This is a genomic window from Nostoc sp. ChiQUE01b, assembly GCF_034531255.1.
In the GTDB taxonomy this organism is placed as follows: domain Bacteria; phylum Cyanobacteriota; class Cyanobacteriia; order Cyanobacteriales; family Nostocaceae; genus Nostoc.
On sequence record NZ_JAVRBM010000138.1, the window covers coordinates 1 to 13,013 of the forward strand.

General features: G+C 38.8%; 10 protein-coding genes and 1 pseudogene. 1 reads left to right on the forward strand and 10 read right to left on the reverse strand.

Annotation, left to right across the window (positions count from 1 at the left end; all coding sequences use genetic code 11):
* The 5 genes from RMY63_RS39715 to RMY63_RS39735 all read right to left on the reverse strand — a co-directional run.
* Positions 1 to 1,900: SAV_2336 N-terminal domain-related protein (locus RMY63_RS39715; protein ID WP_322733926.1), on the reverse strand; the 1,900-nt coding region annotated here is incomplete at its 3' end.
* Between the two features lie 155 nt (positions 1,901 to 2,055).
* A complete protein-coding gene (locus tag RMY63_RS39720; protein ID WP_322733927.1) occupies positions 2,056 to 3,180 on the reverse strand; it encodes a MoxR family ATPase in 1,125 nt (374 codons plus the stop codon).
* A gap of 35 nt (positions 3,181 to 3,215) precedes the next feature.
* Positions 3,216 to 5,162: an effector-associated domain EAD1-containing protein gene (locus RMY63_RS39725; protein WP_322733928.1), complete on the reverse strand. Its 1,947-nt coding sequence runs from the start codon at positions 5,160 to 5,162 to the stop codon at positions 3,216 to 3,218.
* 43 nt (positions 5,163 to 5,205) lie between these two features.
* Positions 5,206 to 5,997, reverse strand: a complete 792-nt coding sequence (locus RMY63_RS39730; RefSeq protein ID WP_322733929.1) for an effector-associated domain EAD1-containing protein — start codon at positions 5,995 to 5,997, stop codon at positions 5,206 to 5,208.
* Positions 5,998 to 6,088: 91 nt separating this feature from the next.
* Positions 6,089 to 6,259, reverse strand: a complete 171-nt coding sequence (locus tag RMY63_RS39735; RefSeq protein ID WP_322733930.1) for a plasmid partition protein ParG — start codon at positions 6,257 to 6,259, stop codon at positions 6,089 to 6,091.
* Positions 6,260 to 6,480: 221 nt separating this feature from the next.
* Here RMY63_RS39735 and RMY63_RS39740 point away from each other — a divergent pair.
* Positions 6,481 to 7,566: pseudogene (locus tag RMY63_RS39740) on the forward strand (hypothetical protein); the annotation flags it as partial.
* Positions 7,567 to 7,848: 282 nt separating this feature from the next.
* On the opposite strand, the gene RMY63_RS39745 reads toward RMY63_RS39740, so the two are convergent.
* The 5 genes from RMY63_RS39745 to RMY63_RS39765 all read right to left on the reverse strand — a co-directional run.
* Complete coding sequence (locus tag RMY63_RS39745) at positions 7,849 to 9,078, reverse strand: ATP-binding protein (protein ID WP_322733931.1); 1,230 nt, start codon at positions 9,076 to 9,078, stop codon at positions 7,849 to 7,851.
* A gap of 305 nt (positions 9,079 to 9,383) precedes the next feature.
* Positions 9,384 to 10,373, reverse strand: a complete 990-nt coding sequence (locus tag RMY63_RS39750) for an ExeA family protein (protein WP_322733932.1) — start codon at positions 10,371 to 10,373, stop codon at positions 9,384 to 9,386.
* On the reverse strand, positions 10,363 to 11,997 hold the full coding sequence (locus tag RMY63_RS39755; protein WP_322733935.1) for an IS481 family transposase: 1,635 nt from the start codon (positions 11,995 to 11,997) through the stop codon (positions 10,363 to 10,365). Before RMY63_RS39755 ends, RMY63_RS39750 begins: the two co-directional genes overlap by 11 nt.
* A 16-nt stretch (positions 11,998 to 12,013) precedes the next feature.
* A complete protein-coding gene (locus RMY63_RS39760) occupies positions 12,014 to 12,649 on the reverse strand; it encodes a recombinase family protein (protein WP_322733933.1) in 636 nt (211 codons plus the stop codon).
* 143 nt (positions 12,650 to 12,792) lie between these two features.
* Positions 12,793 to 13,013, reverse strand: a 221-nt coding sequence (locus tag RMY63_RS39765; RefSeq protein ID WP_322733934.1) for a hypothetical protein, incomplete at its 5' end; no start/stop codon positions are given.

Consider the following 13,013-nt stretch of genomic DNA (forward strand, 5'->3'; position numbering starts at 1 on the left):
TGCTCAGTTGATTATTGTTAAGGTCGAGTGTTTGCAAGTTAGTGAGTTGTCCAATCTCTGCTGCTAATATTGTTATATTCTGGTTGGAAAGACTTAATTTTTTAGCTTTATCTATAGTAGCTTCTCTAATAATTTCTAATATTTCTTCTTGAGTAAATTTATTAACTGATTCAGGGAAATATTGTCTTTTTAAGTCATTGGCAAACTTGGCATAATCTCCACCAAGCCTCTTTAAAACTTTTAAAGAGATTACAGCATAAACTTTTTCTAAATTTTCTTGCTCTCCATCTTCCTCTAATGATGGTTGTTTTAATAAAGCAACACATTCTTTCAAAGACTTGCCTATTTGCTCTTCTATATAATTTGATATGGTATCAAAAATAAACCGAGAATCCCTAAGTGGTGCATCTGCTAATAAAATAGTCCTAATTCCTGCTGCTGCTTCATCAAATATTACTCCATCAGGATTGATATCTGTGGTAATCTCAGTTAAAGGTTTAAGTATTCCTCCTAACAAGGCTTCAGCCGTATGAACAGGTCCAGATTCACGTAAAAAAGTTTCTTGTACTAAGCGAATTACAGGTAAAGTAATTACAGGCGCAGCCATTAATAACCCTGCTAATTTGCGTCCTAAAGGGGATGAAATGCGCCTGAACCGTTCAATTCTCTCTTCTGCATTTAAGTTACTAATTTGAGTTTGAGGTAAATGAGGTGGTGGAGTGAAATCTGACTTGTGAGGAAAAATAAAACCACTGTTGATTTTATTATGGTTTCCGGCTAAGAACTCCGCCCAATTACTAGCAACTTCTGGTTCTACTGTTAAAATAGGAATTTTGGATCTGTTTTCTAAATCAAAATGCTTCCAGATAAGAAGTTCATGAATGCGTAAATTACTATTAGCAACTCCTGATATTAAAACTTGATTTGAATTAGCTAACCTAACCGCAGCACCTACTCTTAATCCACTTCTTAACCAGAGGGTGTTAGGTAACATTTGTAAAATTGCTAGGGGTTGATGTTTTGTCCAATGTTGTAAAGTAGAAAGAATAGTTCCATCAAACCACATTGGTGCAACACAATCACTAACAATTAATATTAAACAGCGTCCGGTAGGATCGCTTAATTCTTGAAAATTTTTAACTTGTTGTCTACCAACTTTAGCCTTAATAATAATCTTGCCATTATCGGTAGTTAATACCCATGTACGAACTTCTCGAAAAATTCCATAATGTTCTAATAGTCCTTTTAACTCTTCAATCAGCTTGCGCCAAATTATCATTGATGAGTTATCATCTATAACTAACGCTAAATCTAGCCAAGGCTCAGGTTCACTTTTGAGGACAGGAATACAGATCCTTTGTTCAACTGTACTTTGTTCAGCTATAAGTTTGACTGTTTCTATTTCATCGAGTATTGTTTGTCTTCCTGAATCTACCTGACGCATTAAAGGACGTAATGCTTTAACAAATTCTAATGGTTCTCTTAATGAACGGGGATTGGTATGTCTAATGGGTAAGGTTTTTCCTTTAATCCTATCATCAAGATTATTTGTATGGGGTGGGGGGGAAATTCCAACTACTGAGTCGTCTGCTTCTCGAAGTTGACGTTGGTTAATACTTGCTTTATTTCGCTGATCATCATCTAATCTTAGTTCTTTTATTGGAAGACTTTTATCAATACCAGTATCAATACCAATATCAATACCAGTATCAATACCAGTATCAATACCAGTATCAATACCAGTATTAGGTGCTTTTCTTGGTGTTTTGGCTGAATATTCTTGTTGTTTTAAAGCTAACCAAAAAACATCTGCAATATCTTGTCCCGTCAGGTCACAATGGACATTTAAACTGGAAATTAGTTGTTTGAGTCTGTTGTTCTCTAATATTGGTTCAGCCATTGCTTAATTTTGATACTCTTTTAATTTGATATTATATTTTTAATATCAAGATTCAGAATACATAATATTTGATATAGGAGGGAACAAAAGAGAAAATATCCTTTATTCTTACTTATTGTTTTACTCCTGACCTTCTGAGTTCTGAGTTATTATGATCAATCACTTTCAGTAAGTGGTTTCATTAATAAATCTCGAATTGCTTGTTTTTTATCTTGATCTTGAGGACTATCTTCATGGGTAATAACGTAAATTGCATTTAATAACTGATCTGTGGCTTTATCCATTGCTTCTCCTGGTAGGGGAACAAAGTGATTAATTAATTGATTAATTTCTTCAGTTTTTTGATTAAATAATTCTTCGCCAAAATGGGCTTTAACGATTATTTCTAATTCAGGTGGGTTAGGATCTGGCATTTTCACTCGTAAACATCGCCGTTTAAACGCTTGAGGGAAGTCTCTTTCGCCATTACTCGTCATGACAATGATAGGAAAAGCATAGCATTTTACTCGTCCGTTTTTAATACATACATCAATATTTTCGTCTTGAGTTTGTACACCAAATATGTTTTCTTTATTTGCATCTTTAGAGCGTCTAACTAATTCGGTAATTTCAAATTGTCCCTCTTCAAGTAAATTTAATAAGTCATTCGGTAGGTTAATATCACTTTTATCAATTTCATCAATTAATAATACCCTGGGTAGATAGGAGGGTAAAAAAGCTGTTCCTAATGATCCTAATTTAATATATTGTCCAATAGTTTGTTCTTCACTTTCTTTATTATTGGCATCTTGGAGGCGAGCGATCGCATCATAGCGATATAATCCTTCTTGGAGGGTTGATCTGGCTGTAATTGACCAAGATAGTACCGGACCTAAGTTTAATTCATAGGCAATCGCATAAGCTAAAGATGTTTTTCCTGAACCAGGATTTCCTGTTACTAATAAAGGTCGTCTTAAATAGATGGCTGCATTGACAGCATCTCTCACATCAATTGCTTCTTTAGAATCAGAAAGTCTAAAGTTTTGCCCTTTTTTTATTTCTCTTTCTTTCTTTTTCGCTAATTTAATTAGTTTATCAAAGCGTATTTCATCTACATTCTCAGGGGTTTGGGTTTCTGATGATAGTTTTTCATTATTAGTGACAAAATCTTCCTCTTTACCAAATTGTCGCCAAGGAGGAGATTTAATCTTTTTAATTTTTTTTCGCAATTCTGCAATTTCCTCCTCTGTTAATTCTTGTTTACATTCACCTTTACCATGAAATAAATACCATTCTGCCATAGTTGTCCTTTTTGCGTATATTGATTAAGTATTAGTTACAAGCCAAAAATTAAGATATCACTACCTTTGTTTGAATCAAATTTAGAAGGTAAGCGATGGGGATTATCAAACAAAAAACCAAGATGATATCCTAAATATTCTTTCTGTTTCGTTTCATCCTCTATATAAGCGTCTCGTCGAATATCTCTAACTAATTTAAATAACTTGCTAGAATTTTTAAAATCATCAATTTTTAAAATGTTTTCAAACTGATTTATTGTATTATCGTTGTTTAGTTTTAAATCTTCTAATGACCCATTTCTCAACCAAAAACTAAAAGGAAAACCACAACGTAAAACAGTAATCAAGAACTCATTAATATGACAATTATATTCTGAATTAAGCAAAGGAACATTCATATTAATACTAATTACTTTTTGTGCTGTAACTCTAATCTTTTTCCAGTTACACCCATTGTTTAGCTTTTCTTTATTAAGCCAAACTATTTTTTGATCAATTTCTGTTAATTGATGCAATTCATCCCATTTTTTTGAAAATTTATCATATAAACTATAATCTTGAAAGCGATCATAAGAACGAATAACTAAATTGTATTCATAGCCAAACCAGGGTGGTTCTTTTTCATTGGAAAGTTGGGGAATTTTTTCAACTTCTGGAGCAAATTTGATTAAATATTGATTAGGTAAAAATAACTCAATTGTTAACTCATGACAGTTATTGCAGTTATATTTCAGTATTTTCTTTACTTCATTGATTAAAATATGAATACTTGTACAGATATCATTATATTCAGCATCAATCTCGTTAAAAATATAAGGATATTTCGTTAATGAGTCATGGTCATCTTTTTGAAAAATTAATTCTGATTGTAATTTAAATATATTCAAATTTTCAGAAGAATTACAAGGTTCGCACGTAATAAGTAAATAAGGATATTTTTCCTGATAAATTCTATTATTTTGATTGCAATCTTTATATTTAAGCTCTTTCCATTCATTCCAAATATTTTCGTCTATATTCAGATTTCTACGTGTGTCATTAATCCAATTTTCTAAATCTAAATTTATCTTTATTTGTGTATTCTGAAAAAGATAATTAGCAAATTGTAGCATTAATTTTATATTAAATTGGTAATTAGGCTCATATTGTATTTCTAAAAAAATCTCTTTTAAATAATCAAAGTTCATTCCTTTTGACAAACTAATATAATTACTTTTAGGATCATCGCCAAACTGTTGCAAGATAACATAACAACAATTCTCTATAATCTTCCAATCACAATCATGTATTATTTCTATTAAGTTATCCCATTGTTGTTCTAAATAAGCTTTCTCTTCCTTTTGTTTTAATTTTTGCTGAATTTTTTCCTGAAGCTTTGATCGCTCTTCAACACATCTGTCTTGCCAATTTTCTAACTTTATTATTAATCCTTCTGAAAGTTTTTCCAGTACCCCTAGCTTTTGAAATAACAAATATTCAACAAAATAATGTATTGTAAGATATTCAGAATCAACTTGTTGGACAAGCAAATATTTAATGAGAGTATCCAAGCAATCCGGTTTTTCTGACTTTATAGATCGAGGGAACAAGAGGCTGTAAAGTTGGAAATATACATTGTTTATATCTGATTCCAAATTTTTATAGTCTTTACTTATCAGCTCTTTCAGTTCTTGAACAGATTTATCTAGTTGTTTAACAGATTCATCTCTACGCCATGATTCCACCAAATCCTTTAATTTCGGATTACCAGGGTTTACTGTTAGTGCGCCTTCTAAAAGCATTTGTATATTGCCTTGAGAATATGCTAAATCCACTAGGTTTGCTACAGCAATATGATAATCATCATTATCTAGATTGACTGATTTTAGAGAATCGGGTAGTTCATCTTTAACCATGCGTTTAAATTGCGAACGTTCGGGGAAAGCAGCAATTAAAGCGTATCTCAAATCTTTGAGTTGATCAGGCGTTAAATCTTCAAACATTCCTCACGCTCTCTATTAATAAATTGAATTGTATTTTGCGTTTCTACATCTTGAGCCACAAGGTAGCCAATTTTTTCAATTTCGGATTACCAGGGTTTACTGTTAGTGCGCCTTCTAAAAGCATTTGTATATTGCCTTGAGAATATGCTAAATCCACTAGGTTTGCTACAGCAATATGATAATCATCATTATCTAGATTGACTGATTTTAGAGAATCGGGTAGTTCATCTTTAACCATGCGTTTAAATTGCGAACGTTCGGGGAAAGCAGCAATTAAAGCGTATCTCAAATCTTTGAGTTGATCAGGCGTTAAATCTTCTAAGTCTACTTGGTGTTTGCTGGTATTTACAGTTGATGTCTCAATTACACCTATTACTTTCTTGATGCCTTCAACAAGCCAGCCCATATCCTTGCCAAAGTCAGGATCATTCAGCCTAATTTTAGTTGCATTACGGTACGCCAATTCCTTAATGCTTCTTGGTAATTCACTTTCAGTCGGTAGGTTCGCTCCCTTCACCAGCAGAGGAATCACCGGAATGTTTTTGCTCAAGGCAGTTTCGATTTCAAATCGTACCCAGTCCTCGGATTGCTCCAACCGTCGATTGCCTGCATCATCTGTTACCGTTAACCAGTTAAGTCCAATCACCACCAGCATTGCCCGGCAACTACTCAGAGCATTATTAATCTCCTTCCGATAGTCCAATCCCATCTGGATCTTTTGGACATCCTTAAAAACATGATCCTTCTCAAAGTAAAGCACCAGGTAGTCATAAATGCGCCCAGTTACATCACCCGTGTCACTAACCCGATACGAGATAAAAATAGAATTTTTCACTCAATTTCTCCTAAGTGAGCCGTTCACCCTCTAAAAATTCATGAATTTACTGTAACTATTCTCATATCAATGGTGTTATTAATAGCAAACTTCAATTCACGACAGTCTCTTTCTCTTGCATTTGAGAAGACAATTGCACCTCATTAGTTTTCAGCCATAGCTCAATCATCTCCACTACAACATGACTCATCTTCAGCCCACGCAAAGCACAAGCTGCATGAAAGCGTTTCTTTAGATCGTCTGTGATACTAATCTGCATCATGGTTAATCTAGATAGTGCCTATATAAAGCTACAAATATATAAGACAGGATTCTAGACTGACTATAGCAGTCTCAGTAGATTTACGATAGAGTTCGCTTAAGCAAAATTAAGCATTTTCACAAAATACTCGCTTTTTTCCCTATTCAGGCTGTATTTGAACATTTGAAGACAATTTCTCGCTTTAATGAATTGATTGGCTGATTGTGACCGTTTCATAACAATCACATCCCAGATATGGAGATTCGGGAGTAATTAAAGCAGACGCACCAAATCGCTGGCAACAGATTGTTACCTTTGCTGATGGCAAGAGGCTACTTATCAACAATGCGGATCTAGATGCCGCCAGTGTTCCATTCCCTAGAGAGCGGAACTATCCACCAGAATATACCTCAGCGATCGCTCAAATTAAAGAGCAACATCAGCAAGAGTTAGAGCGCTTAGAGCAAGAACTGAGGATTGGCTTGCAAACAGAAGCAGCTACCAAAGCCGAAGCCCAGGTACAAGAGCAAATTCAATCTCTTCAAAACCTGTACAAGCAGCAGAAAGAGCAGAATATTCAGTTACAGCAGCGTTTGGATGAAATGGAGGGATTACGAAAACTGGAGATTGAAAACCAACAACTCCAGCAGCGCATTCAGGAACTAGAACGTGCTGTACAACAGCGTCCCTCCCAACAGTGGGAAAATACCATGACCCAACAGGCGACTAAAGCGTTGAACAAGCAAGTCAAGCTTGCCTTGGAGAAAACTATTGACTTGCGATCGCTAGCCCAAGAACCCCCCAAAGAGAATGCCCAAGAATGCTTACGGTTGATGGGCATGGCTTTGAAGAATCTCGCCAGTGCTATGAACAACACCCAAGCCTTGGAAGCTGCGGCGATAATTATGGGAAGTGAACCGACACAATCCGCGATCGCATATCGAGCCGAACAACTGGAAATGCTACCCCAGGCGGTTAGTGAGATTAAGGCAGTGTTAGCTAAACCTGGATGTACTTGGCATGAGTTTTTGAATGTTGCCCAAGAGTACGAAGTTATTAAACAGGACTATCGGGCAGAACTTACCACCCAGGAAACAGATTTAATTACCACACTCCAAAACGCATCCTCTCAACCAGACACCATTGGCATCGGCTCTATTGTTGCCCATGCCGACCCCTACCGTACTTTGTATGTCGAGAGGGGTGAAGTTGTAGAGGATTTGGGCGAGGAAGTAGTGGTGGCATGGGATCACTGGAAGGAGCAATCGAAAAAGACTGACAGGTATTTCCGAGATGAATTGCGATTCTGGCAGGGTGAGAAAAAGTAGATAAAACTTGCCTCTAGCAAAAAAACTTAAATGCGACATAGGTGCAATGTCGCTCACATTGTGATGGAAAATGTGATTTGAACGATATTTTTGCCAAACGGTCACGAAATGCTTCAGAAGCAGTTAGGACAAGATATACTTCATACTTTAGTTGTGAGTTGTAAGAATGATAATCGTATAGTTGGGGAGACAGGGGTGAGCAAGGCTCACCCCTGTCTCATTAAAGATAAGGGGAAGAAGCTGCCGACGGCAGCTTCTTCCCCTCCCGCATGATTATCATTCTTATGTCGTTGACTGTGATTCATGCCCAACAGTGTCTCGCTTGGGTTTGCGTTGTCCAACCCGTGTGCCTGACTTTTTCTCGCGGCTCTTATCTGTTTGCTGTTGCGTGTCCTGGGTTATCGTCTGAAGGTCAGCACTGGAATTACTAAGTGGCGTTTCAGTAATTTCAAGTGTTTGAGTAGATGTAGTTTTCTTGCGAGTCTGCTTCTTTTTTGGGGCTGACTCTACGGGGATCTCATTTGCTGTTGTGGTCGTGAATTCTTGTGGTGCAGGTACGTCTGGCTTTTTCCGAGTCCGCTTTGTTTTAGGTGGTGACTCTGTTTTCGATGAAGTCCCAACGCTACCAATGAGCGGAGTTTCAGAGGGGACTGCACTAGTCGGGACATCGGTTGAACCCATCCCTATTTGTAGCAAATGCCATAAGTGTTCGCGGCGGCTCTCCATATAACTAAGTTTTTCTTCGCCCTCAGTTGCTTCTATGGCCATGCGTTCACACTGCGCTAGCGTTAGGGTATGTTCGTGTAATTGTTTTAAAGTTAAAGCTTGATTTCCATCATCTAATGCCGCCGCCACAGTTCTGATGAGCCAGTCTTTTAGTACTCCAAGGCAGCCAATAGAATGTTCATAGAAGTAAAGCCAATGCTGCATTAATTCAGGAATATTAGTATTAAGAGGTACTTGCTTGAGGAGTGCCAATAACGCTGCCTGGAAATCCAAACGGTCTTGTTCATTTTGGTACAAATAGCGCGGAAAGTGGATATCCAGACCGCGCCGGGATGCTTGACCACTTAAATTGCGGAAATTTAACAGTTCGTAAGTACCAATCAGGATGTGTAAAACACCCGTAACATTCGTCATGGATTTAATCCAATCCAACTGGTCTAACAGCTTGCCAGCATTACTTCCAGTCCCAATCTTCATTAAATGTTGCGCTTCATCAAGGATAACCGCACGTACACCACGTTTGGTTATCGCTTCTTCTAATGCGTGGCGCAGTTCTGGAGAATCATTAAACTGCGAAGTTTTGCTACTACGTCCACGCCCTTTTTTCTCCCATGCCTCCGACGTATCGATGTCCACAATGCTACGACGCTCGTAGAATGGCTCGTCCAAAAGCTTGAGCGCAGTCCGGTAATAGTCAGTTCGATTAAACACGCCACTGTCAGGTGGACGTGTCTCTATCAGCAAAAGAGGTAATTGAGGTACATAACTGTAGCGAACTGCAAACATAAACGCTTCAAACTGCAAACAAGGCGATTTTGAAACCACATTAACTGCAAATAAGGTTCTGCTCAAAACCACATTATTTGCAAATGAAACCACATTATCTGCAAACAAACCACATTATTTGCAAATGAAACCACATTATCTGCAAATAAGTCGTAATTCTTGCGGTGACTGAGTTTAGGGATTTATTGTCGTAAAACTGTCCAAAAAATACGAACCTTTACACCGGACATATATGTTCATTTATTTAGATATAAACTGAACATAAATGAACCAAAAAATTCTATATGGGGTATTTCTCGTTTGATTTAATTTCCCTCTGACGCATACAAAGGAATTCCCATTTTTAACATCTGGTCTCTCAAATCTTGGGTTCGACCAGGAGGCAACTGAGCGTGTATAAAAGAATTTACTTCACTTACTCGTATATTTAATAACTCAGCTAACACTTTAGCATTGTAACCATGCCGTATTAAGCGGGGTTCTAAATCGTTAAGTCCTACGTTCAAGACAGCTTCAGCCATATCACGGGTGACAGGCTTTGTTGCTGCTTGATAAGCGTCTTCAAAAGCCCTCTGCAAATAATGTTCAATTTGCAATGGAGTCGTCAATCGTTCCGCTAAAAATGCAATTGCCTCATTGGTAATTAAATCTTCAGGCAGATAATCATCGTAAATACACTCGCTCAATAGCCATTTTATATACTCAACCTGATGTCCTCTAATACCTTCTAAACTAAAAATATTGGTTCTAGCACCAATCTCTTCCAAAGATGGTCGGCGCAGATCGTTTTTCAACTTGGGATGTCCCAGTAGCACTACAGATAAAGTGCAACCGCTCTGACGTACCAATTCGATTAAACGCTTAATTTTGACTAACGTACTGTGATGAATGTCATGAGCTTCATCGACAAACAGCACTATAGGCTTACGGCATTTTTGAATCAAAGCTAACAATTTTCGTTCTCTGAGTTCTGGGTGAGTCGGTGGTTTAGCATCTTTTTCTGTGCTTAAATCTAAAAACAAAGCACTCATCAAAACCCCGACATTGACCTTATCTTTGTCAATTGCAAGGCAACGAGAAATAATTATGTCTTTTTCAGAGGACAATTCCAATTGCAGTCGTTGTAAAGTCGTTGTTTTACCACAACCAACAACACCTGTTATCGCAATCAAGCGACCTTGCCTAATTTGGGGTTTGAGTTCTTTGAATAGATTTGTCTGCTCTTGGGTCTCAAAATAGCCCACATGATCTAAGGTACGTTTAAGACCAAAATAAGTCATGACATCACTCAACATGGCTCGTACCTGTAATGGGGTTAAAGAAATCTCGAATTTGCTTCATTACCTCCTGCTTATTGAGAGTAGTCACCAGAACCGCATCAATATAAGCCATCTGTTCTGAGGTGAGTTTGGCTAATGGGCGTGCCAAATAATCAGCGATCGCTAATTTGGCTGCAATCACCGTGCTGAATGTCAGTTCTTGAAATGGGTTAGGATCAACAAAAGGCTGCACCTTTAGTGGGGTTGTATTACTCCCGAAATCTGGCTTATTGCCTTTACCAATCACAGAATTCGGTAAAGACAACTCTTTAGCTAAAGATTCAATTCGCTCTGCCCGTTTCTGTGTACGTGTTTTCTTAAAACTACGGTAGCGATGTAAGGGGATTGGGCCATCCACAGGCAGAAACGGCCCATAGCGACGTTCACCATGTTCTACGTACAGTTCGTTATCGAACAAGCCCCACCATAGAACGACAGTTTCTCCAGCCAAATCTGGCTCAACCTCATAAGCCACCGCCTCAACCGTAACGCGAGCATCGATGCCTACCTTACGGCGTTCGGGTGCGCGTGAAAATGTACAAAAACGCTCCCAGGTACACATTTGACGGATGCCACTAGTAGGTAAATTGCTCACCCAGTCCTCCATCCGGGAATGAGGTTCGCTGCGATGGGGTCGGCTATTGTAATGGAGCAAAAACTTCATCAACCAAGCATTCGCCTCGGCTTCGGTCTCCGGTTCATGTAGGTGGTAGAGAGTTTCGTGCATTTCTTTAACAGTGCGAAACGGTCTTTCTACCTTCCCCTTAGAACGAGCCGTCACCCGTCGTCCATCCTTGCCATTAGGTAAATGGGTACGTACTTCAATCCCCAAATAACCCATAACTTTTTGAAATACTAAGCTTTTAGCAATGGGGCCATTGTCCATGTACAGCATTTGGGGAATGCCTTGAAAGGGAAAGTCTGTCTCCGACTTGGGTGACATGGCGGCAAACATAAACCGCAGTGCTGCTTCCACATCCTCACCGTAAACACCGTGGTATTCTTGGTACGCAGCACCACTACGGTCATCTACGACACTATAAAGCATTAACAAAGGATGCCCCTGTCCTGGTTCTAGGAAGGCTGGTGCTTTAACGTGCTTGAGGTCTGATGGACTGAGGTCAAAATGCCAACATTGATTGCTATATTCTGCCTGGAAACGAACAGCAGGTGGTTGTCGCAGCAGGGTATCGCGGTCGTAACCCCATTTGTTGAGATAACGATTGACGGTGGTTGGTTTGAGCAAACCTACTGGAACGCGAAGATGACCGTCCGGAGTGTTGATGCCATCTTCTTCCAATAAACGGATTGCTTGCACAGTAGATAAATGGCGACCTTTACGGTTAGAGGTACGTATTTTAATGGCAGCAATGATTTCGCAGTATCGCTCAAGAGTTGCTTTTGGAATTACACGCGGTACATCACAATCAACGCGACGCACTGAGCGGACAACATTGCCGGATCGTAGTGTCCGATACACAGTATCTTCAGAGATGCCATACAGTTGTGCTATTTCTTGAACTAATACCCGACGAGATGGACTGCGCGGTGGTAGTTGTTCTAAGCGGCGACGAAGGTCTACGATTGCATCAATTGGTATTTGTTTCTTTGGCATCCTATGATTTCTCCACCAATTTATCGTGGCGTGGGTGGAGATGTTTGCGTGACAACCAATCGTAGAGGGTGGAAGGTGAACAATCGACTAGTTTGGCAATTGAGCGTTTGCTGATTCCTTTGGCTAAATAACTGCGAATTTCTGCTTCCCTTGTGTCCAGTTTCAAATGTGCAGATTGTCGTCCTTTGGGTCGTCCCAATGTTTTTCCCTCAGCTTTCCGTTTGGCTAGTGCTTCGGTTGTTCTGAGTACAATCAATTCCCGTTCGATTTCTGCTGCCAAGCCTAAAACCGTTGCTGTAATTCGACTTTGCATTGAGTCATCCAGTACCATACCTTGTTTGGCGATATGGACGTTGATTCCTCGACGCACGCAACACTCCAGCATTTCTAATACTTGTAGGGTGGAGCGTGCCATCCGACTAACTTCTGAAAAAATGACTACATCGGATTCTTGGGCTGTTTGATTCAGTAGTTGTCCTACACCCCGCTCTAACCATTTCTCCCGTCCAGAAACTGTGTCCTCTATAAACTGGATGGGACTTAAAGCGTGGATGTTGGCATATTCTAAAATGCCATGACGTTGGTTGTGTACGTCTTGTTTGTCGCTGGAGACCCTCAGATAAGCATAAATGGCCATGGTCAAACTGGCTGTCGGTAAAAACCGCTTTATAGATTTAATCGAACGGTATTAGTTCAAATTAAACCACGAAAAGCGTACATATATGTCCGGTGTAAAGGTTCGTATTTTTTGGACAGTTTTACGACAATAAATCCCTAAACTCAGTCACCGCAAGAATTACGACTTATTTGCAGATAATGTGGTTTCATTTGCAAATAATGTGGTTTGTTTGCAGATAATGTGGTTTCATTTGCAAATAATGTGGTTTTGAGCAGAACCTTATTTGCAGTTAATGTGGTTTCAAAATCGCCTTGTTTGCAGTTTGAACCCATATTCCGCAGGTTAGTTAAGAAAGAAGATAATATTTTCGACAAGGGGCACC

Coding starts and splice junctions, on each gene's coding strand:
- RMY63_RS39725 (WP_322733928.1), bottom strand. CDS start 5,162: ATGTTTGAAGATTTAACGCCTGATCAACTCAAAGATTTGAGATACGCT.
- RMY63_RS39745 (WP_322733931.1), bottom strand. CDS start 9,078: ATGTTTGCAGTTCGCTACAGTTATGTACCTCAATTACCTCTTTTGCTG.
- RMY63_RS39735 (WP_322733930.1), bottom strand. CDS start 6,259: ATGATGCAGATTAGTATCACAGACGATCTAAAGAAACGCTTTCATGCA.
- RMY63_RS39760 (WP_322733933.1), bottom strand. CDS start 12,649: ATGGCCATTTATGCTTATCTGAGGGTCTCCAGCGACAAACAAGACGTA.
- RMY63_RS39750 (WP_322733932.1), bottom strand. CDS start 10,373: ATGTTGAGTGATGTCATGACTTATTTTGGTCTTAAACGTACCTTAGAT.
- RMY63_RS39720 (WP_322733927.1), bottom strand. CDS start 3,180: ATGGCAGAATGGTATTTATTTCATGGTAAAGGTGAATGTAAACAAGAA.